The 20,670-nt window shown below is 58.5% G+C and carries 29 protein-coding genes; 24 read left to right on the top strand and 5 right to left on the bottom strand.

The genetic code is table 11. The features are described 5' to 3' along the window. Positions 1-51: 51 nt before the first annotated feature. The 13 genes from V8689_RS10765 (at position 52) to V8689_RS10705 (ending at position 6,044) form a co-directional block, all read left to right on the top strand. Positions 52-267: a hypothetical protein gene (locus tag V8689_RS10765; RefSeq protein ID WP_060765643.1), complete on the top strand. Its 216-nt coding sequence runs from the start codon at positions 52-54 to the stop codon at positions 265-267. A 743-nt stretch (positions 268-1,010) separates the two neighbouring features. Further along, entirely contained in the window at positions 1,011-1,208 is a 198-nt protein-coding gene (locus tag V8689_RS10760; RefSeq protein WP_081089290.1) for a hypothetical protein, read from the top strand. A gap of 194 nt (positions 1,209-1,402) precedes the next feature. Then, a complete protein-coding gene (locus V8689_RS10755; RefSeq protein ID WP_060765644.1) occupies positions 1,403-1,585 on the top strand; it encodes a DUF551 domain-containing protein in 183 nt (60 codons plus the stop codon). 18 nt (positions 1,586-1,603) lie between these two features. Then, positions 1,604-2,029: a hypothetical protein gene (locus V8689_RS10750; protein WP_060765645.1), complete on the top strand. Its 426-nt coding sequence runs from the start codon at positions 1,604-1,606 to the stop codon at positions 2,027-2,029. Beyond that, positions 2,026-2,241, top strand: coding sequence for a hypothetical protein (locus V8689_RS10745; RefSeq protein WP_060765646.1), 216 nt, complete (start codon positions 2,026-2,028; stop codon positions 2,239-2,241). Before V8689_RS10750 ends, V8689_RS10745 begins: the two co-directional genes overlap by 4 nt. Beyond that, the gene (locus V8689_RS10740; RefSeq protein WP_060765647.1) at positions 2,238-2,447 is read left to right on the top strand and encodes a hypothetical protein; all 210 of its coding nucleotides are present in this window, start codon (positions 2,238-2,240) and stop codon (positions 2,445-2,447) included. The genes V8689_RS10745 and V8689_RS10740 overlap by 4 nt, the downstream gene beginning before the upstream one ends. Further along, positions 2,444-2,872 (top strand): hypothetical protein, encoded by a 429-nt coding sequence (locus tag V8689_RS10735; protein WP_060765648.1) that lies wholly within the window; start codon positions 2,444-2,446, stop codon positions 2,870-2,872. The genes V8689_RS10740 and V8689_RS10735 overlap by 4 nt, the downstream gene beginning before the upstream one ends. Positions 2,873-3,028: 156 nt before the next feature. Then, the gene (locus V8689_RS10730; RefSeq protein ID WP_060765649.1) at positions 3,029-3,322 is read left to right on the top strand and encodes a hypothetical protein; all 294 of its coding nucleotides are present in this window, start codon (positions 3,029-3,031) and stop codon (positions 3,320-3,322) included. Positions 3,323-3,365: 43 nt separating this feature from the next. Next, positions 3,366-4,097, top strand: a complete 732-nt coding sequence (locus tag V8689_RS10725) for a hypothetical protein (RefSeq protein WP_060765650.1) — start codon at positions 3,366-3,368, stop codon at positions 4,095-4,097. Further along, positions 4,094-4,591, top strand: a complete 498-nt coding sequence (locus tag V8689_RS10720; protein WP_060765651.1) for a siphovirus Gp157 family protein — start codon at positions 4,094-4,096, stop codon at positions 4,589-4,591. The genes V8689_RS10725 and V8689_RS10720 overlap by 4 nt, the downstream gene beginning before the upstream one ends. Before the next feature lie 7 nt (positions 4,592-4,598). Continuing rightward, entirely contained in the window at positions 4,599-5,189 is a 591-nt protein-coding gene (locus V8689_RS10715; RefSeq protein ID WP_054898959.1) for a hypothetical protein, read from the top strand. Positions 5,190-5,258: 69 nt separating this feature from the next. After that, positions 5,259-5,585: a hypothetical protein gene (locus V8689_RS10710; protein WP_060765652.1), complete on the top strand. Its 327-nt coding sequence runs from the start codon at positions 5,259-5,261 to the stop codon at positions 5,583-5,585. A 57-nt stretch (positions 5,586-5,642) separates the two neighbouring features. Beyond that, complete coding sequence (locus tag V8689_RS10705) at positions 5,643-6,044, top strand: hypothetical protein (protein WP_060765653.1); 402 nt, start codon at positions 5,643-5,645, stop codon at positions 6,042-6,044. A gap of 29 nt (positions 6,045-6,073) precedes the next feature. On the opposite strand, the gene V8689_RS10700 is transcribed toward V8689_RS10705, so the two are convergent. Continuing rightward, on the bottom strand, positions 6,074-6,727 hold the full coding sequence (locus V8689_RS10700) for a hypothetical protein (protein ID WP_150073292.1): 654 nt from the start codon (positions 6,725-6,727) through the stop codon (positions 6,074-6,076). An 81-nt stretch (positions 6,728-6,808) separates the two neighbouring features. Here V8689_RS10700 and V8689_RS10695 point away from each other — a divergent pair, with 81 nt between their 5' ends. The 11 genes from V8689_RS10695 (at position 6,809) to codA (ending at position 13,880) form a co-directional block, all read left to right on the top strand. After that, positions 6,809-7,732, top strand: coding sequence for a DNA cytosine methyltransferase (locus tag V8689_RS10695; protein WP_060765654.1), 924 nt, complete (start codon positions 6,809-6,811; stop codon positions 7,730-7,732). Between the two features lie 44 nt (positions 7,733-7,776). Further along, positions 7,777-8,088 (top strand): DUF4406 domain-containing protein, encoded by a 312-nt coding sequence (locus V8689_RS10690; protein ID WP_056786238.1) that lies wholly within the window; start codon positions 7,777-7,779, stop codon positions 8,086-8,088. Next, positions 8,085-8,534, top strand: a complete 450-nt coding sequence (locus V8689_RS10685; RefSeq protein WP_056786242.1) for a hypothetical protein — start codon at positions 8,085-8,087, stop codon at positions 8,532-8,534. Before V8689_RS10690 ends, V8689_RS10685 begins: the two co-directional genes overlap by 4 nt. 80 nt (positions 8,535-8,614) lie before the next feature. Next, complete coding sequence (locus V8689_RS10680; RefSeq protein WP_056786245.1) at positions 8,615-8,938, top strand: hypothetical protein; 324 nt, start codon at positions 8,615-8,617, stop codon at positions 8,936-8,938. A 49-nt stretch (positions 8,939-8,987) separates the two neighbouring features. After that, positions 8,988-9,176 (top strand): hypothetical protein, encoded by a 189-nt coding sequence (locus V8689_RS10675; RefSeq protein WP_056786248.1) that lies wholly within the window; start codon positions 8,988-8,990, stop codon positions 9,174-9,176. Positions 9,177-9,233: 57 nt separating this feature from the next. Further along, positions 9,234-10,088, top strand: a complete 855-nt coding sequence (locus V8689_RS10670) for a DNA adenine methylase (protein WP_056786250.1) — start codon at positions 9,234-9,236, stop codon at positions 10,086-10,088. 42 nt (positions 10,089-10,130) lie between these two features. Next, on the top strand, positions 10,131-10,358 hold the full coding sequence (locus tag V8689_RS10665; protein WP_060766054.1) for a hypothetical protein: 228 nt from the start codon (positions 10,131-10,133) through the stop codon (positions 10,356-10,358). Continuing rightward, positions 10,355-10,567: a helix-turn-helix transcriptional regulator gene (locus tag V8689_RS10660; protein ID WP_060766053.1), complete on the top strand. Its 213-nt coding sequence runs from the start codon at positions 10,355-10,357 to the stop codon at positions 10,565-10,567. Before V8689_RS10665 ends, V8689_RS10660 begins: the two co-directional genes overlap by 4 nt. A gap of 63 nt (positions 10,568-10,630) precedes the next feature. After that, positions 10,631-10,987, top strand: a complete 357-nt coding sequence (queD, locus tag V8689_RS10655) for a 6-carboxytetrahydropterin synthase QueD (protein WP_003237990.1) — start codon at positions 10,631-10,633, stop codon at positions 10,985-10,987. 338 nt (positions 10,988-11,325) lie between these two features. Next, positions 11,326-12,594, top strand: a complete 1,269-nt coding sequence (codB, locus tag V8689_RS10650; protein WP_056788320.1) for a cytosine permease — start codon at positions 11,326-11,328, stop codon at positions 12,592-12,594. Positions 12,595-12,644: 50 nt separating this feature from the next. Continuing rightward, complete coding sequence (codA, locus tag V8689_RS10645; protein WP_056788316.1) at positions 12,645-13,880, top strand: cytosine deaminase; 1,236 nt, start codon at positions 12,645-12,647, stop codon at positions 13,878-13,880. A gap of 9 nt (positions 13,881-13,889) precedes the next feature. On the opposite strand, the gene V8689_RS10640 is transcribed toward codA, so the two are convergent. The 4 genes from V8689_RS10640 to tssI are packed head-to-tail and all read right to left on the bottom strand — an operon-like array spanning position 13,890 to position 19,546. Further along, complete coding sequence (locus tag V8689_RS10640; RefSeq protein ID WP_056788314.1) at positions 13,890-16,034, bottom strand: lipase family protein; 2,145 nt, start codon at positions 16,032-16,034, stop codon at positions 13,890-13,892. Positions 16,035-16,048: 14 nt separating this feature from the next. Continuing rightward, positions 16,049-16,822, bottom strand: coding sequence for a hypothetical protein (locus V8689_RS10635; protein WP_056788311.1), 774 nt, complete (start codon positions 16,820-16,822; stop codon positions 16,049-16,051). Further along, positions 16,815-17,651 (bottom strand): DUF4123 domain-containing protein, encoded by an 837-nt coding sequence (locus V8689_RS10630; protein WP_056788308.1) that lies wholly within the window; start codon positions 17,649-17,651, stop codon positions 16,815-16,817. The genes V8689_RS10635 and V8689_RS10630 overlap by 8 nt, the downstream gene beginning before the upstream one ends. Further along, a complete protein-coding gene (tssI, locus tag V8689_RS10625) occupies positions 17,651-19,546 on the bottom strand; it encodes a type VI secretion system tip protein TssI/VgrG (protein ID WP_056788305.1) in 1,896 nt (631 codons plus the stop codon). Before tssI ends, V8689_RS10630 begins: the two co-directional genes overlap by 1 nt. Positions 19,547-20,670: the final 1,124 nt, after the last annotated feature.

Genomic DNA, 20,670 nt, shown 5'->3' with positions numbered 1-20,670 from the left:
TTGTATCTGCCCTCCTGCTATTCTTTCGGCTCCCATTCTCGGAGCTTTTCAATGCCCGCCCCCTACTCCCTCCCCGATATGCTCGAACGCATCTACGAGAACCAGCTCGCCCTGGAGGCTGCCATAATGGAGCTCGCACTCTTTGTGGAGCGCCAAGGCAATGCCGAGGCCGGCGATAACGTGCGCGGCACACTCTTCACCATCGGCGAGAATGCCGGTCACATCAAGCAGGGCCTGGCCAGGCTGAAGGCTCAGGGCCCCGACTGACGCATCGCGCCCTCCAAACAGCCCGCCACTGAGCGGGCTTTTTTGTGCCTTCGATAAAAATTATCTCCATTGGAGTTGACATGAATATTTCCATAGGAGATATTAGCTCCATCGAGTCACCCAACAGGGATTCGCCAGGGCCTCAGGGCCTGACCGCTCTTTAAAAGTCAGCGCAACAAACAACAGACCGCATTGCCTCTACCGGCGACCGGCGAGCAGACAGGCCCGAAAGCCTGCCAACGACAGGGAAAACCTTGTACGGCTGCTCGATGGTGAAACGCCAGAACCGTGTATGCCCAGTAGGCACGAATGACCCGGCAAGCAATGCGCCCCGCGAATCCCAGCGGCAGATGGGAGAGACACCAAATTCAAGAATTAGCGGGCCCGATAGCTTCGGCTGGGACCGCCGGACCTCATGCACCCTGCCCCACTCAATCAGGGCACTCAGAGCTGTAGCGTGCATGTTGTAAGGACCTGTGATCCACGGCGAACAAATGCTGTTTGACGCTGTGAGTAGGAAGCTCGAAGCCCAACCACGAAGACGAACGGCCAGCCCTGCAATCAGCGGCGGGTAACTGGCCAACACCGATGACGCAGCAAACCCAGGCCGTCGCCAGTAGCGGGCCTGGGCACCCTTCACCACCTCTATTACGTCAGCACTCCTCCCCCGCGCCCATCGGCAACCAGCGGGAGGCATGTGTGTTGACGAATACAGGTGAACCAAAAAATCAACGGAGACATTCATGAGCGAGCAAAGAGCGCCTTTCCCACGGTCGGCGGACAACGCTGACCAGATGAACTTGCCCGAGGGCAAGACTTGCGGCGACTGCGTGCACTGCAAGCGCTGCACCGCGATGTTCGGCCATATCCCGGCTGACGAGTCTTGCGATTGGAGCCCGTCGCGGTTTCGTGAAGCTGTTTCGGTCGCAGTATCCGCCTAACCCCAAACACTGGAGGTCGCCATGGCCGAAGAGCTTGTAGCTCACGTTTGCAAGATCTGCGGCAGTGCCTGGCCCAAGCGGAAGAAGGCAAAGCTGCACGTCAACCTAAAGCACCACGACCGCGTCTACGCCCAGCACGGGCCGGGACAGCATGTCGATTACCTTTGGCTGGATTTGGAACACTGGAGGTCGCCATGAGCGATTGGATCAAGGTTGAAGACAGGCTGCCACTTTGTGGATACGTCCTGACCTATAGGCCGTCAGCGCCAAAGGGTAACGAAGTCGCCACGATCAATTACGACTACCACCAAGAGCGCTTCGGCGGCCAATACCCAGTAACCCACTGGCAACCACTCCCCGCCCCGCCAACCAAATAACCAAGCCTGGAGGCGACCATGAACGCAGCATTAAAGATATGCCAGGAGCGTTACGACGCTCAGTTGCCGCCTCCAGTGAGCGAGTCGGCGGTGGAGATTGCACGCAAGGAGTGGCTGTACAACGCCACGGAGCAGCTGGTGAGGTTCCGTATGGATGTCAAGTTCCAGCGCCGGATGTGCCAGCCACAGGGCGTGCGGGTGTCCCAGCTTGCCTTGGCGCTGGATGAGCACGTGAACAACCGGCTGGCGAACTGCGAGGTAACCTCACCGGCCCTGGGCTGGCTTCTGGTCACCACTGACGACAATCCCGACAAGAACGCCATAGCCGAGCTACTCGGTCCCAGTGACCACCACTTCGGCAAGCTTGGCGAAATTGCAGAGGCCCTACTTCGGCCCCTTGCTGACGATGCACTGGCCGCCCAGGCCGAGGACGAAGAACTATGAATACCCCTACCGCCCTCGCCCGCCTGGGCCTGGAAATCGCCAAGATGAAGAAGTCGTGCACGCCGGTACCGGACCGCACCTTCGTCATGGGTATGATCGAAATGGCCGAGTTCGCCGATCTGGTCGACTCCCCTACCGCCAACCGTTACCGCGATGCGCTGGACGCCAAGTTCGTCGAGCGAAATACGCAGCTCAAGGAGGCCGCCGCATGACCACGCCAATCCTGAAATCGCTGATCGACGAGCAAGTCGAAGAACTGCCCGCCGACCGCATGATCCTGGCGTTCACCCACACCAAGTGGCTGGGCGCCCTGTCGCTGGCACATGACGCCGGCATCCCCAATGTTCATGCCTATAGCCGCCGGGCTTGCCTGTGCGGTGAGTGGACTGTCGCTTATGCCGTTAAGGTGGCGCCATGACCGACTACGCCGAGCTGAAGCGGTTGGCAGAGGCCGCAACCCCGCAGGACTTCGACAGCGCTGAGTTGAAAGTCGAAAATGGGCACGTTGAATGCCCTCAGTGTGGCGGCCAGGGGGAGGTCGAACTGGAGGCTGACTACTGCAACTTCGATGGCGCAGCAATTGGTGTCCAGTTCTACGGCATCGGTCATGAGTTTGGAGCGGCGGAGGCGTTCTATAGAGCCGCCAACCCTGATGTTGTCCTGGCCCTGATCGCCGAGAACGAGCGGTTCCGCAAGGACGCGAAATATTGGTCAGAAGCGCATGACCGAGAACGTGAGTGGTCCGCACAACTGATAGAGGAACGGGAAGGTCTGCGCAAAGAGCGCGACAGGCTCGTAGAAGACAATCTTGCGCTTCTGGAAAACCCCGGTGACGCGCTATGACCTCCTACCAAAGAGCCAAGCGCTACTGCTTCTGGCGCGGCTCTGCCATAGCGCTCGCATTCTTTACTTTCGTGATGTTGCTCGGCGCCCTCGCTGATCGAATCACTCAATAACCAACACCTTCAATCGCTGCGAGCATCGCGGCAGGGAATCCCCATGTCGGAACAAAAGCACACCCCCGCACCGTGGACCATCCGCGAGGTGCAGCACAGCAACGTGCCAGGCCAGCGAGCTTTCGCCATCGACTTCAACGAGGACCAGGAGCAGGTTGTCGACTGGGTTTACGAAGAGGCTGACGCCAAGTTGATCGCCGCTGCGCCTGATCTGCTTGCAGCCCTCCAGCTTGCACTGGATGCGTTAGCGCACTGTGCGGCTGACAAGGGTTATCAGACCCTCCAGAACAAAGCCGCCCACGTAGCAAGTCGCGCAATCAAGAAAGCCACCCAATAACCCCCTTCACAGCGCCCCTCTCCGGTGGCGCGGAGAGATAGTCATGTCCGATAAAAACATGCAGATCTGGAATCGCGTCGAGAAGACGGATACCCGGTACACCAAAGACGCGAAGGTCGGTGGCCAGCAGATCACCAGCCTGAACGGTACGGCGATGATCATGAAGGCCACCGAGATATTCGGGCCGGTCGGCATTGGGTTTGGCTGGACTGTGCTGGAAGAGCGCTTCGACAAGGGCGCCGAGATCTTCGTCGGCGAGGGCGATAAGCGCGCCACGCTGGGTTTTGAGCTGAACCACACCGTGAAGATCCGCTTCTGGATCAAGCAGGACGGCGAACGCGGCGAGTTCGAACAGTACGGCTGCACACCGTACCTCTACAAGAGCAAGTACGGCACAACGACCGACGGCGAGGCCCCGAAGAAGTCGCTTACCGACGCCATCAAGAAGTCCCTTTCGATGCTTGGGTTCAGCGCTGACGTGTTCCTGGGGATGTTCGACGACAAGGACTACGTAAACGCCTTGGCGGATGAACAGGCCATCGAGCAGGCCGAAGACAAGGTCGCCGAGGAAGAACGCCAAAGGCTGGAGCGCCTTGAATACATCGCGTCAGTCATTGAGTCCCTGAAAAACGCCAAGACGCCGAAGGAACTCAAATCGTTCCATGACGTGGCCGTGCGCCGCCTGACGCTGCGCAACGACAACAAGGCCGTCACCAGGATCGTGCGCGAGTACGACGAGCAGAAAGGCCGGTTTGAACAGGAGTCAGCAGCATGACCACGCTCTACACCATTGCCGAGCAGTTCAAAGAGCTGGCCGCCCTGGCCGAGACCGCCGACGAAGACCTGGCCGTCGCCCTGCGCGACACCATGGAAGGGATCGAAGGCGAGTTCCAGGAGAAGGGAAAGGCCATCGCAATGATCACCCTGAACATTGACGGCGACCTTGAGGCGATTCAGTCGCAGATCGACAGGCTCACCGAGCGCAAGCGGATCATCAACAACCGCAAGGAAGGCCTGAAAGAGTACCTGCGCACCAACATGGATGCGGCGGGCATCGCCAAGATCACCCACCCGCTGTTCACCATCACCTGCGGCAAGGGCAAGCCCATCGTGGTCATCGACGATGAAAAGGCCATCCCCGACGACTTCGTAAACGTCAAAGTACACAGCGCACCGGACAAGGCGGCCATCGCCAAGGCGTTGAAGGATGGTCAGGAAGTCCCAGGTGCCCACTCTGAGATCGGCAAAAGCTCGATCAGCATCAAGTGAGGTAGTCATGATCAGCATCCTACAGAACGAAGTAGAACGCCTTCGGCCGGCATCGAACGAGCTGGCCGCCCAGGTCGCTGAGTTTGTGGCGGCCGGCGGTGAGATAGAGGAAATAAAGCCGCCGCCACCACCGAAACCGGTCGTCTACGTACCTCAAGAGCCTCCAGCGCCCAAGCCGTTCGTTCGGCGCCGGGTTGAAGCAGCTCCCCTGCCCCTGGACAGGGAAGATGTTCGGGAGCAGGCCAGGCTAAAGCTGGTGGAGCACATGCGCCAACTGAGCGCCACGCACACCCAAACAGAGGCCGCTGCCGCCCTGGGCATCAGTCGCCGCAACGTCTACAAGCACGCCACAATGAACGACATCACCTTCAAGAAGCCGGAACGAGGCGGTGCGAACAACAACTACCGCCGAGACCAAATGGGTGAGCGCGACGCGAAGTACGCCGAGCGCATCCGTGCATTCCTGGAGCTTGGAATCACACGGCGCCAGTGCTGCGGGAAGCTCGCCATCAACAATAAGGCATTCGAGCGGATCATCGCGGCCCACGGCATCGACTATCCAAAGGCTCGGCGCGGAAGCACCTCATGCGCCGCATAGCCCGCACCCAGCAGCGCAAACGTCAAACCTGGCTCGCACTGCCGGCCAGCGGAATAGAAGAGGTAGGCCATGGCCAAGACTGTGCAGGAGCGCTCAGCGAAAACCGCCAGGAAGCGCGCGGCACTTGCCGAAGAGGAATTGAGGCTCAGGGTTCGCCCTGGCACCCGCCAGGCGCTGGCCGACCTGATGGAGTGGTCAGGCATTACTGAGCAGGGCGAGGCGATGACGCTGATGATTCATCACCTGCACGCGCTGGGTTCTGCAAAGTGCCAGCCTCTACTGAATCCGCCGCGCCACGTTTTCGAACCTACTGAAATTGTGGCGCGGGAATTCCGCAATAAAAGCCTGCTCGCCATCCAGAAAGACCCAGGCGACGAGATCATCGAACCCGCGTAACCCACCCTACTCGCTGCATCCGGTAACCGGAGGGCGGCGCCTGACTGGAGATAATCCATGGACTACAACTGCGAATACGTTCGGCAGCACTATCAGGTGCCAGCCGAAATCGGCCGCCGCGTCATCGCTTACGGCAAGCCTGGCATCATCCTGGCGGATCGCGGCCACTACATCGGCGTGGTGCTCGACGAAGACCCAAAGAAGAGGATCAGCAATTACCATCCGACCCACGAAATGCAGTACGGCGAAATGGCCGAGAGGCTGCCGCTAAAAGAGTGGTTGGTCCTGCCGTTCAGGCATGACTGGGAAGACCTCGACTGGAGCCGGGAAGCCCGCGAAGACCTGATCAGGGTCTGGGCGGCCACTCGCAGCCAAGCGAGATACAAGGCCTATGAGCGGCTTCAGGATTACTGCCACAGCATCAAGGCGATGCTGCATTTCAAGGTTCGGCGCGCCTAGATTGCTATAGAAGGGAAAGACACATTGGATTAGGGCAGTTTTTTTCTCTTGCAGAAGTTAATTAGAGCTGTGTCATTAATTACTATTGGCGCTATTTCCCCGCTGAACTTAGGTTGCCAAATTGCTCTGATTTCGCATTGCTTTGAAAAACTTGGTTCTTTTATCAATGCTGGATGACCCCCCCAGTTCAGACCGTTCCACTCCTCGTCGCGCGGCATGTACCGTACTTCTGCGATCCCTAAGAGGACGACTGGAACATGCAAATTTAGCGTTTCCGTTAGTCGCCGATAGAAATTAAATAAGTCCACGATCTCAACGCAAGAATCTGCTCCATCGAACTGCGCAAGTACACTCCTTGAATATTCAGATGAAACACAATGTACAAAACAATTCGGATGATCAAATTTTTGAATCATACGAATATCTTTCAAACTAATTCCATCTGAGTCATCAAAGTCAATAAGTTTGAATTGCTTTATAGCTTCACGATGCGCGCTGCCAACATCTCTGCTATTAAAATATGGAATATCATGAGAGACGCTTTTAATTCCTTCATTTACATCGGCGATGCCGCCTTTATGTTCGGTACTCCTAAAGTCATGAAGTGTTCCGATCCGGACATTTCCAAGCGCCAATAAAGAATCGTTGTATCTCTGACCTGAATATCTAAAAGCTGATGACACTCTCCGCTCCTTGATCCGGCTCCATGCCGGTCACCCGTAATACCCTATATCACTGAACAGCGCCAGCCGGCGAGGATCCCTATGCATACAGCAATTGACCTATTCGCCGGGCTTGGCGGATGGAGTACCGGTGCGCGCGCTGCCGGCGTTGACGTTCTTTGGGCTGCCAACCATTGGCCTGAGGCCGTCAAATGGCACAGCGCCAACCACCCAGGCACCCAGCATGTCTGCCAAGACCTTCATCAGGCCAAGTGGGAAACAGTTCCCAAGCATGATTTGCTTCTGGCATCTCCGTGTTGCCAGGGCCATTCAAAGGCGCGGGGCAAGTCATCGGGCAATCCACAGCACGACGCCAGCCGCTCTACTGCCTGGGCGGTTGTTTCTGCGCTTGAGTTTCACCGACCTGAAGGCGGGATACTGGAGAACGTGGCCGAGTTCATGGACTGGGCGCTATATCCAGCCTGGCTCGCAGCTGTTCAGGCTCTTGGCTACCAGGTTGCACCGCATATCGTCGACTGCGCCGACCTTGGCGTTCCCCAGCATCGTATTCGCCTGTTTCTGGTGCTGACCCGCAGCAGGGCGCCACTGATGCTCCAAATACAACGGCATGAGCATGTGCCAGCCACCAGCTTCCTTGATTTCAATTCTGGAAAATGGTCGCTCATAGATAAGCCAGGACGCGCCACGGCAACTCTTGCACGCGTGGCCAATGGCAGGGATCGCTTCGGTGATCAGTTCATCATGCCCTACTACGGCAAAGGATCTGGGCTCACGGGCAGAGACATGGGCAGACCCATCGGCACCATCACCACGCTGGATCGGTGGGCGCTGGTACGCGGCGACGAGATGAGAATGCTCAGTGCAAATGAGGCTCTGGCCGCCCAGTCATTCCCGGCCAATACCCTGCGACCTGACAACCACCGGCTGACCATGCACATGGCGGGCAACGCAGTACCGCCGCTGGCCGGACAGCGAGTTATCGAAGCATACCTCGCAGCCGCCTAACTCCCCCACTCCACCGCCCGGGCATGGCCCGGCAAGGACTCCCCGTGAAACGAATTTACCTCAGCGGGCCCATGAGCGGCTTTCCCGGGCTGAACTTCCCCACCTTCCACAGCATGACCGCCAGCCTCCGCGCCCGCGGCCACACAGTCACCAACCCCGCCGAGATCAACCCTGAAGGCGGCACCTGGACCGACTGTATGCGCCGCGACATTGCCGCGCTGATGGACTGCGACACCGTGGCCACCCTGGCCGGCTGGGAGCATTCAAAGGGCGCAAAGCTGGAAGTGCTGATCGCCGAGAAGCTCGGCATGACCGTTGTGGATGCCCATGATCTGGTAACGAGGGAGGCTGTATGAGCAGTCAATGGAAACTGGTGCCGGTTGAACCGACCGAAACCATGGTGATAAACGGCTTCGAGTCGGAGCCGGACGAGTGTTTTTCCGATGAGGAAGTCTGGGAGCAGTACCAAGAAATGAGCGGCTGCCAGCAAGCCGCGTTCCGCGCGAAACTGTGCTGGGCCGCAATGCTCGCCGCCGCTCCGGAAGCGCCTGTTACCAATGAGCGTTCCGACAAGGACTATGTCATTGAGCATGCCGAGTACATGGCCAAGTCAGCCGATGATGTGCTGGCGAAGTTCCAGGCATACGGGCTGGCCCTTCTGGCCGTCGATGAGGGTGGCGACGAGGGCGAAGGCGAGCTGCTTGAGAATATCGACTCCGCACGCGGTGACCTGCAGGAGTCACTGGTAGATCTGCGCAGTATGGTTTACGAATTTCGAAAGCGTGCCGCCAAATCCCGATAGGAGCACATCCGTACTCCACCCGCAAAACCTGTAACCCCTCCCCCTTCAAAGTCAGCCGCTATAGCGGCAAGGAACCCGGCATGCCTGAAGAAAGTGTTTTGATCCAGCCGCTGCCAGTCGAGCGTGACGCACACGGCTACTGGACCCACCCAGCCTGGCCATCAACCGAAGACGAGTTGATCCCATACGCCTGGTTTGACTCGCGCGGTCTGGAAGCTCGCGAACGGGCTTTCGAATACGACGCGCCAGAGGAAGTGCAGGCGTCTTGGCTTGCTGAAGGTATCGCCGATTGTGCGGCCTGGCACCCGACCAATCCTCCTGGCGAAGGCTGGTTCATCTTCTCGATCCACGATACCGACGACGGCCCGATCTGTGTGTGGGTGCGTAAGCGGGTGACGCCATGATCGCCCCCCTCTGGTTCGCCTACGTCTTCATCTGCAAGGGGCCACGGTGATGATCCTGCGCGAAGGCTTCATTCGGCGAAAGCTCGAGGCTTCCCTAATCCGCCTGGCTATCGCAATCCTCATGGGGCGCAACGTTCAGCGCTCCTTGGTCGTTTCGCGCCGCGACAATAACGACATGTGGTACATGGCCGAAACGCTCGAAGACATCGCCCAGCGCATCAGCAAGAACTACCCCTAACCCCAATCCCCCTACATGCCTGCCGGTGAGCGGCGGGCGCACGCCTGGAAAATATTTATGACCATCACCGCCCCGGTCATCCGGTACCACGGCGCCAAGTTCCGGCTTGCGCCTTGGGTATTGCAACACTTCCCACCGCACACCTGCTATGTAGAGTCGTTCGGCGGCGCCGCTGGCGTGCTGATGCAAAAGCCTCGGTCGTATGCTGAGGTGTACAACGACCTCGATGGCGACATCGTTAATCTATTCAGGGTTTTGCAGGATCTGGACTCGCGATCGGGACTTGTCGAGCGCTTGGTATTCACGCCCTACTCCCGCGAAGAGTTCGAACTGTCCTGGGAGCCGAGCGCCGAGCCGATCGAACGTGCAAGGCGGACCATCATCAGGGCGCAAATGGGGTTCGGCTCCGCCGGCGCCACCAAGGGCGTGACCGGATTCCGCATCGACACCAAGCGCCAATACGGCACAGCCCAGTCACTCTGGGCCTCCTATCCGGAGCAACTTGCCGAGGTTGGCCAGAGGTTGAGCGGTGTTCTGATCGAAAACCGTCCGGCGATCGAGGTCATAAAAGCGCATGACGGGCCGCAGACACTGCACTACGTCGACCCGCCCTATGTGCATGACACCAGGTACAAAGGCGCGTCGAGCGGCCGGTACTACAAACACGAGATGGATGACGCTGCACACCGCGAACTGCTCGGGGTTTTGCTCGATCTAGAAGGAATGGTCGTGCTGTCGGGATATCCGAGTGACCTGTACGCGGAGCTGCTACCTGGCTGGGCCAGCTACAGCACATCCGCCCGCATCAGCGCAGGGCGCGGCACCGCCAACCGAACCGAATGCATCTGGCTTAACCCCGCCTGCGTCGATCGCGTAAGCCAGATTGGCCTGGACCTCTGCGAAAGAGCATAACCCTAACCCACCTTCTGCCGCCCAGCGCGGCTAGGACACCCCATGTTCGCTATGAAACTCACCCTGATACTGCTGGGCGCTTTGCTGTACCTGGTAGGAACCCTCGGCTGGTTCGGCTGGTTCGCTATCGACCTGCTGGACACCGGCACCACCGAGGCACTGCTCTACGCCTTCGCCGGCACATGCGCCTGGCTGCTGATCAGCTTCGGCCTGGCAATCCACATCATCAAGACAGCGCGGCCCACGGTGGGTGCAAGGAAAGAGCCATGAACAGAGCAGAGAACATCGATCGCTTCCTGCGCCTAGATGAAGTGCTTCATACGACCGGCCTGGGGCGGAATACCGTTTATCGTCGGATCAGGGAGGGCACATTCCCAAAACAGGTTAGAATAGGCCCCAACTCGGTCGCCTGGCGCCAGTCGGCAATCGCTGAATGGATGACCTCAATTACGCCCAGCAACGACAAATCAGTACATTGATCAGTACACCAAAAGCTGACAATCGCACAGAGCCCTTTAAAACCCTGCCTTACAGGTTATACCGTGGAAATCTTCAAAGAGTTTACCTTCGAATCCGCCCACCGCCTGCCCCACGTACCGGAAGGCCACAAATGCGGGCGCCTGCATGGGCATTCGTTCAAGGTGGCCATCCACCTGAGCGGAGACCTGGATCCCCATACTGGCTGGATTCGCGACTTCTCGGAGATCAAAGCGATTTTCAAGCCGCTCTATGAACGCCTCGACCACAACTACCTCAATGACATTCCCGGCCTGGAAAACCCCACCAGCGAAGTGCTGGCCAAGTGGATCTGGACGGAGTTGAAACCTCTGCTGCCGGAACTCAGTGCGATCCGTATCCACGAGACGTGCACCAGTGGCTGCATCTATCGCGGTGAGTAAGTGATCGAGTGTTGAAAAGACCACCTGCGGGGAATGTCACTGTGGCGAGGGAGCTTGCTCCCGCTGGGTCGCGAAGCGGCCCCAAAAGATGGGACTGCTACGCAGCCCAACGGGAGCAAGCTCCCTCGCCACAGGTCACTGTTTGTTCGCTCTAACTCTTATAATTGGCTGGCGACGCTGTTTGACTGAGCCAGTTTGGCTCACCGCTGCACTGCTTTTGCGCTGATTGGGAGGGGGCGGCCTTATAAAGGGCTTGCTCCCGTCAACGCATACCTGCCTGCACCGGCGTTGGCACGCAGGATGCACGCGACCTGGGTCACCACTCAGGGAGCAGCCCCATGACGCAGCAAGAACCCGGCAACGACTACCCTCTCAGCGAAGTCCCCTTGCATGCGCGCAAGGGTCTGGCCTCTACGGCCATGGTGTTGCTGGGGTTCACCTTTTTTACCGCGACCATGTTCGCCGGCGGCAAGCTGGGGGTGGCGTTCAGCTTCATCGACATGCTTGGCGTCGTGGCCCTGGGTAACCTGTTGTTGGGTATCTACGCCGCAGGCTTGGGTTACATCGCGTTCAAGAGCGGCTTGAACTCGGTGCTGATGGGGCGTTTCTGCTTTGGCGAAGTGGGCAGCAAGCTCAGTGACTTGATCCTCGGTTTTACCCAGATCGGCTGGTATGCCTGGGGCACGGCCACGGCCGCCGTGGTATTGGGCAAATATTTCCAGTTGAGCCCGGGCAGTGTGCTGGGGCTGATGCTGGTGTTTGGCTTATTGTTCTGCGCCACCGCCTACGTGGGGTATCGCGGGTTGGAAATCCTGTCCTACATCGCGGTACCGGCCATGGGCATCCTGTTGCTGCTGTCGATGTGGGTCGCCACCGTGAAGGTCGGCGGGCTGGAGGGGCTGCTGGCGGTGGTGCCCAGCGCTGAGCTGGACTTGTCCACCGCCATCACCCTGGTGTTCGGGACCTTTGTCAGCGGTGCAACCCAGGCCACCAACTGGACACGGTTTTCGCGCTCGGCCAAGGTTGCGGTGCTGGCCAGCCTGATCGGCTTTTTTGTCGGCAACGGCTTGATGGTGTTGATCGGGGCCTATGGCGCCATCGTCTATCAGCAACCGGATGTGGTGGAGGTCTTGCTGCTGCAAGGTTTCGCCACGGCAGCGATGGCCATGCTGCTGCTTAATATCTGGAGCACCCAGGACAACACCATCTACAACTTCGCCGTCGCTGGTTGCAACCTGCTGCGCACTCAACGGCGCAAGAGCGTGACCCTGGCCGGCGCGGTGATCGGTACCCTGCTCGCCTTGTTCGGCATGTACGACCTGCTGGTGCCGTACCTGATCCTGCTGGGCACGGTCATCCCGCCGATTGGGGGCGTGATCATGGCGGACTTCTTCTATCGCTATCGCGGCCAATACCCACGCCTGGCGCAGGCTCGCCTACCGGCGTTCAATTGGCCTGGCCTGATTGCGTATGGAGTGGGCACCGTGCTGGCGTTCAACTCGCCGTGGGTCGCGCCGCTGGTGGGAATTTTTGCCGCATCGCTGACCTATGTGCTGCTCAGCCCCATACTACGCGCCATGACCGCCTGGACATCGGTATCGCCCTGAGGATCTGGCGGCTGTCTGCCTGATTGTTTTTAGCCAAGAGGAACTTGACCATGCACATCATCAATGCCCGCCTGCGCAACCGTGAAGGCCTGCATGATCTGCACCTGGAACACGGCCGGATCGCCAGCATCACTGCGCAAACCGGGGTGCCAACGCTGATGGCCGGCGACTTGGACGCCGCCGGCAACCTGGTGATACCGCCCTTCGTCGAACCCCACATCCATCTTGACGCCACGCTTACCGCCGGCGAACCGCGCTGGAACATGAGCGGTACGCTGTTTGAAGGCATCGAATGCTGGGGCGAACGCAAGGCCACCATTACCCAGCAAGACACCAAGGCGCGGGCCAAAAAAACCATACAGGCCCTCGCCGCCCATGGCATCCAGCATGTGCGCACCCATGTCGACGTCACTGACCCGGACCTCACCGCGCTCAAGGCCATGCTGCAAGTGCGTGAAGAAAGCACGCACCTGATCGACCTGCAAATCGTTGCCTTCCCCCAGGAGGGTATCGAGTCATTCCGCAATGGCCGCGAACTGATGGAAGAAGCCATTCGCCTGGGTGCCGACGTGATCGGTGGCATCCCCCACTTCGAATACACCCGCGACCAAGGCGTGAGTTCGGTGAAGTTCCTCATGGACCTGGCCGAACGCACCGGCTGCCTGGTGGACGTGCACTGTGACGAAACCGATGACCCCCACTCACGCTTTCTCGAAGTCCTCGCCGAAGAAGCCCGCAGCCGCGACATGGGTGCCCGCGTGACAGCCAGCCACACCACGGCCATGGGCTCCTACGACAACGCTTACTGCGCCAAGCTGTTTCGCCTCCTGGGGCATTCCGGTATCAGCTTTGTCTCGTGCCCTACCGAAAGCATCCACCTGCAAGGCCGCTTCGACAACTTCCCGAAACGGCGCGGTGTCACCCGTGTGAACGAACTGCTTGAGGCCGGCATGAACGTGTGTTTCGGCCAGGATTCCATCGTCGACCCCTGGTACCCGCTGGGTAACGGCAACATTCTGCGAGTACTGGAGGCCGGTCTGCACATCTGTCATATGCTCGGTTACCGCAATTTGCAAAACGCCCTGGACCTGGTTACCGACAACAGCGCCAAGGCCATGGCCCTGGGCGACCGATACGGACTGCAAGTAGGCCGCCCGGCCAATCTATTGATCCTGTCGGCCGACAGCGACTACGAAGTCATACGTAGCCAGGGCCTGCCGCTGTACTCGATTCGCAACGGCAAGGTGCTGATGAAGCGGCAACCGGCCCAGGTAGAGTTTATGTAACCGCGTGGGTTAGACGACTGAGTCGATGTCCAGCGTTTGCGCCCGGGCCTGCTCATCGTGGGCAGGCGGTGGGATGCTGGCGAATTGGGACGACTCACGATTCTCGCGGTGGCTGAACCAACGTTTGAGGCTCGATTGCAGATGTGCAGAACGGGCATGGCTGCCGTAGACATCATGGGCTTGCAGGCGACGCCAGCGCAGGCTTGCCAAGCGCTCGCGGCTGGTGTGCAAACGGTCGATCTCTGCGTTCAAGGCATCGGTGGGTTCATGGCTACGATCATTGGCTGGGCGCCGCTGAGCCAGTTCACGCCGCTTGGCCCGCAGTTGCTCGCGCATGTCTTCGAAGGCCCGGTCGAGCAGCTCGAACTCCCGCTGGGTCACCAGCGGGCCGTCACTCTCCAGGGTTTGTTGCCAGCGGCGCAACGTCGCCCAGGCTGCAGGGATGTAGCTGGTAGTCATGAAGTGCTGGTCGGCTTGGAACAGTTGCCTCAGCAGATTATCGCGGTCGGGCATATCGCCCTGCAGTTGCAATGCGCGGTTGCACCCCGCCTCTTGGAGCGATTCACAGCCCGGCTTCCATAACACCGAGGAATGGCTGCCATCGGCGAGTGTGATTGGCATGAAGTGATATTGCTCACCGTGATGCCGATAGGGGTTGCCGCCTACGCGCACCAGCCCAGCGGCGAACAGCAGGCCGCCGGGTGCGGGGTTGCTGAATAGGGTGATGGCCCCGGGAATCCAGAGCTTGGCGGTGGTGTTCATCCAGGGCGCCGGGACACTGGGGACGGGGTCGTTGTGGTTGACGATGCGGTGGTGGACCAGGGTTGAGGCGCCGGCGGTGAATTCAGCGTCGGCGGCGCGTGGGGCGCCGTAGGTGTAGAGGAGTGGGTCGTAATCTCGATCTGGTGTGCGGCGTAGGGCCTCTGCCAATAAGAGTGCTATAGCACCCCCAAGACTATGGCCACAAATGATAATTCGTTGCCTGCTGTGATATCGAAAAAGGTAACCCGATACAAAATTATGCATGGCCTGAAATGCCTGATAAAAACCTTGATGGGCTTTTCCAACGCCCTCGATGAATGGGACTTGATGGGCGTTTGCATCGCGTAGAACATCGGCACCACTAGCGGTGCCGCGTACAGCAATAAGCACCACTTCATCGTGATGACAAATGAATGCTTGAGTATCTGTTCCAAACTCTACATCGTTAAAAAAGTGTATACGCTCCGGATGCTCGAGATCATGCGCATTGGCATTCTGCCCGTACAACTCTGGGTCAAAAGGCAAAATCTCGAAACGACGGGAATAAGCTACGTCTTCATACAATGGATAAAATCGTTGCACTTGCTCTGAGTCAAACCTCCACGCCTCTCGGTGACATGACAAGCGTTCGGAAAACAAATTCCCGATACTTGGATGCCAAGGAAAGCTGACTTTATCCTTAGGTTCTGCTGAAGGATCTTGGCCAAACTCGCAATAGCTTAATGTTGCCATTAATGCCAGTTGGTACAGGTTCAATGCGCAAAATTGATCCTGCGTAGAAAGGATTGGCCGTAATGCTCTTAGAGGTCGCACCTGCAACATTGTGAATTTTTTTGGAAAGAGCACCAGCCCCTTGAAGGAAGACTCGGGAGGTCCAAAACCAAGGTCTGCCATCATCTTGAGTGCATGCCGCATTGGACGGTGAGCCTGTGACGACAGGGGCGGCAAGTGAGCGCTATGTCGAACCAGGTCACTCACTTCAACCTGATAAAAATGATCTGCATTTGGGCGTGCGGGATTTTTTTCGACAATCTGATCGTGGTTATCAAGAAAATGGGTTTGCTCGGCACGCACTTGCAACTCAGTGATAGGCAATGCATAGAATGAACGTGTCATGAGCGACTGATAGAGCGTTTCCCGACCTGAATAGCGCTCATCCATCATCAGAATTACGGGTCCACAGAAAAAGCCCTCCACTCGGGCAAAACCCTCCCCGTTCAACCGACCGTTGTATTGCTGACCAGCAACGTCACGCAGGGTGTAAGGCAGTCCCCCATAACTTTTTCCATTTCCCGTTTCATCGACTAAGCAGAAGGTCAACCAACCCCCATTCAATGAGCAAGCAGGCATCCTGTCGTTGAAAAACTGTTGCTTCCATGCAGCTTCTTCCATGAGGTTTCTCCTGATTAATCACAGGTCGGATAAATATTGCATAGACGCCCATCTGGCATTTTGAAAGCCTTGAAGTCAGAGACATTGCCGCGACAAAACGCAAATATGTCTTCCTGGCTTTCTCCCCTGCAACGCTTCCAGCCACCGACAACCTTTACCCAGTTGTCTCGCACTGCTGGTTGTTCTTCTTCGGTTAACGCCAGCACCATTCTCAGCGTCTTCCCACGCAACCCAGCACGGGACACATAACCGCCAGCACGAGCTTTCGTAAGCTGTCCGCTGGTGTTCAGCGAATTGCATTTAAGCCCCTTAATAAGGGCATGCTGGGGGCCAACAGTACGAAACAACCATTGACATTGCCCTGGGAGCTCTCGGACATAACTTTCCGACATCAAAGACATTCCGCCCTCCCAACTATCTCGGATATAAACAGCGGCGTAATCCCGTCCAACGTCCGACCAACGCTCCCCCCACTTTGCGTTAATCGCAAACACCAGTTTACGTAACATCAGCGAGCAGCCTTCCACCCGTTCTGTCAGTGGCACGTCGAAACTCACTCTATTCGCTATGGGCTTGCTGGCAGCCTTGAATATTTTGAGATCCGGTCGCTTGCCATGTCTTCGAGGCAACTTGCATGTTTCGCCCGGCGCGGGGGTGTAGGAAGCATCGCCCACAAGGCCGAAATGCGCCGGCAAATCCACCTCCAACGTAAAACGCTCCACCGCCCTTCCCGTACATCCCGAAAGCACCGCAGCCACCAGTAGCACCAATCCCATCCATTTACTCACGGCTCCCTACCTCCCTGTGCCACTGCGCCGCCACTCGTAAAAAATGCTCCCCTGGCGCCTCGCCTGCCCTCGGTTGCCAGTGAGTAACACTACTGCCGGTCGCCTCTGCCAACCGACGAACCACCAGAAATTCGAGCTGCTCCGGCTCCCGCCATTGCCAGGTGTGCGCTTGCTCCAGTACTTGGGACAGCCAAATCCTGGGGTCTTGGAATTCGACCAATGCCGCCAGGTCTTCACTGTGCTCAGCCAGCAGGTAACGCAGGATATTGGCGTGCAGGACCGCTTCGGCCTGGGGGTTGGGTGTGTCGAGCCACGGCGGGGACTCAGGCGCGGGGTAGTCGCCCGGTGCAGGGTTTTCGTGATGGCACCAACGGCCTTCACGCCAATAGCACACGCTGATCAGTGGCCCTAGGTAGACCGGCCAATGTTCCTCAGCCAGATGGGCCAAGGCACGGGCCAGGGTGCGGTTGTCGTGAAAGCGATAAAGCGCCTGCTGGCCTGCTGGCCCGACCAGCAGTCTCTCGCGCCAATGGCGCGCGATACCCGCCAGGTCGTTGGCCGGAAGGCTGGCGAGCCAACCCCAGTTCGACTCAGGGTGTAACAGCAGGTCGGCCAGTGCAGGCTCATTCATCTGCTCCAGTAACAATACGACCGGGCCTGAATTCGCCAACTCCGCCGCAGCGGTCTCGCTGTAGAGGCTGCAATAGTGCGACGGGGCGCGATCTGTCAGCAGGGGTTGGCGAGCCTCGTGATTTCCCTCCAGCATCAGGCACAGTTGGTGTCCGCTCTGCTGTTGTTGGGCCATCCAGCGATGGGGCAAATTGTCCATCAGGCGGCCCTCCCCGCGATATTGCACAGGCCTTCGCGGCAGCGTTCGCACAGTGGGCAAAAGTCCGCGCCCAGTTGCTTGGCCAGATCCATGATGACGCCTTGCGCTGCAGAGATTTGCGCGCCGGCAACCAATGACGGGCTCACCGAACGGCCGGCAGACGGCAAACCGCCCAGGGTGATGGACCGGCTGCTGCAAATACTGCCGGCTTGCATCACCAGGTGTTCCCCACCCGCCTTCAGGCTCAGTTGCGCACCCGCCTCTATCACCAGGCTGGCACCGGCCTTGAGATGAACCTCCTGCCCGGCTTCGATCACCAAGCTTTGGCCAACGCGAGTCAGGCTATCGCCCTCTACCTCCAGGCGACTGTCATGCCCCACCCGTTGCTCCAGGTCACGCTGGGCGCGCAGGTAAATGAGCTCTTCGCCGCGTCGGTCTTCAAGGTACAACTCATTGGCGCCCCCGCCGCCCGGCGAACTGCGGCTGCGCAGAACGCTGCGTGTCTTGTGCTGCGGCAAAGGGTACGCCGGCAGGTGCGATGCATTGGGCAGGCAACCGGTGACAAGGGGTTGGTCCGGGTCTCCCTCCAGAAAGCTCACCAACACTTCCATGCCCACCCGTGGAATGACCATGGCGCCAAACCCATCACCCGCCCAACCGGACGCCACACGCAGCCAACAACTGCTGGTCTCGTCGCCCTTTTCCGCGCGATCCCAGTGAAAGCGCACCTTCACACGACCATAGGCATCGCAGTGCACGTCCTCGCTGGCAGGCCCGGTTACCGTCGCGGTCTGGCTGCCACTGATCGTTGGCTTGGGGTGCTTGAGGGCCGGTCGATGCACTGCGCGCCAGGGGGTTGCGGTGAACCGGTTGCGATAGCCTTGGAACCCATTGGCATCAACGATCGACTCCTCCAACACCTGCGGCTGGTAACCCTCATGACGCACCGAGGTCAGCAGCCATAAGTCGTTGCAGGCTGGGTCCGGGTGATCACACAGCTCAAGAAAGTGACCGCTGCACAATGCCGGTTGATCGCTCTTGCCCAGTACCCGATGGCGATCACGCTGGTGGCGCTCCAGGCCGCGCCGTACCAGCTGCACACCGCGTGCATGGCACGTAAAGCCGGCAGGGTAGCCATAGTCTTCCAAAGGATCGACCGGCCCGGCACCGGCTTGGTCATGCAGGCGAAACGAAGGGTGCTCAAAGTCATAGTCACGACGTACGGTACGCCGGCTGCGCGTTACCATGCGCCGGTCGAAACGTTGGACAACCGGGGCCCCAAGCGATGGATCAGACGACCAACAATAGCGCTGCACCGGCAACCGGCGAAATACTGTCTGGTCATCACCGAACACCAGCAGATGATTCTGCGCGCTGTGGCGAAAGTGGTAGTGAATACCCTCCTCCTCACACAGCCGCTGGATGAAATGCAGGTCGGACTCCCTGTACTGCACGCAAAATGTGCGCGGTGGATACACCACCGGCCCCAACTCAAACGTGTAGGCGTCGGCAAAGATACCGTGGTGTTCGAGGACCGCGGCAATGATCTGCGGTACGCTGCACTGCTGAAAAACCCGCTGGTCGCAACGATGGGCCAGGGATGCCAGGCGTGGGGCCAGCGTCAGGTGATAAAGGGTGAGCCGCGTACCGGGATCATCCCGACCGATGGCGTAGATTTGCCCATGCAAGCCCTGGCCTGCTTCGCCGAAAGCCAGATAGACGGGTTGATGAAGCAACGCCTCCAGGTCAAGGAAAGGATCTTCGCTGACTAACTGCACTTGTATAAAGTAAGGCTGATCAAGGGCTTCGCTGCCTTTGAACGCCACTACCTGAAGTTCTGTATTTATGCTTGAAAGGACTAACTTGAAACGCGACGAAACAACCTCGTTAACCATCCTTTGTTACCCGCCATCAACTTTCTCTTGAACGACTCTCTCTCGCCCCAACCCCCATTCGGATTGCGAAAAAAAGCACCTGAACACGCTCAAGCTTAGCGACCCCAGGCACTTTTCGGTCCTTTTTGAATAAAACAGAAGTTTCGTACAGCGAAGATGGAAGTGTCTTTTACAGAATATATACAACCAAAAAATCTTCTAACAGCATGAAGAAAATTCCGACTACAGATTGTCTCTGTATAACTCAACTTTAAGGAAACGGCTGACACTTATTTAATGCGACAGTCGTTTCCGCTTTTTAGTCGCCCTGTCCCGCTACAAATGTTGGCTCCTGACCATGGGTAACCACGATGCGAAGCGAGCCGCTCTTGCTCTTGATCTGCTTTTGATCTTGATCTCAGGCGCCCCGTCAAACCACGCTGGCCGGAATTCGACAGGGATTTGGGGGGTAAACCGGCAGGGATGCCGGTTTAGCCGCCCCGCGCCATGGATGGCGCGTGGCGGCGGCCCCCCAAATCACTGGCGGATTACGGGCACACCGAGCCTAGGCGAGGTGCCGAGTGGTGGGGCGAGGACCTTTTGGTTACTTTTGGCTGGGCCGGCATTCCGGTCCTTCCAAAAGTGACCCGCTGTCAGAGCGGAACCCTAAGCGGCCGTTACCGCAGGAATGGATATGTACACAATCCAATTGTGTTGACTGTCAGGCCACCTTCGCGAGCAAGCCCGCTCCCACAGTTTGATCGTGGGGTATCAGGTAGATATGCATCGGCTGGCAGGCCGTCTTCGCAGGCAAGCCAGCTCCCACATTAGGATCGCGGGGCGTCAGGACTCCCCCACTGATATCGCCCCCGCGTCTCTACCTAGCGGGACTGCGGCGTATTACAGAACGCCAAGTCTGTGGAAAGTGAGCTGGAAGGTGGTAATCCGCCGCAAGAAACCTGGGGTTCAGCCACTCCCGCAGGGATTACACACCTTCCAGCCCACCTCCTACAGGCTCGATCATTTTCTACGTGGTCACCGGTGGTCAAAGCGTTCCGTGTTTGTAAAAAAATTTGCCTCGCACCCCGTAACACCAAGGGAACCCGGCTCGCTCGAGAGGGCCTGATGTGCAAGGATGTCGCGCC

It is taken from the genome of Pseudomonas sp. AK181 (assembly GCF_051122975.1).
In the GTDB taxonomy this organism is placed as follows: Bacteria; Pseudomonadota; Gammaproteobacteria; order Pseudomonadales; family Pseudomonadaceae; genus Aquipseudomonas; species Aquipseudomonas lactis.
This window is presented reverse-complemented; position numbering and strand designations above follow the sequence as displayed.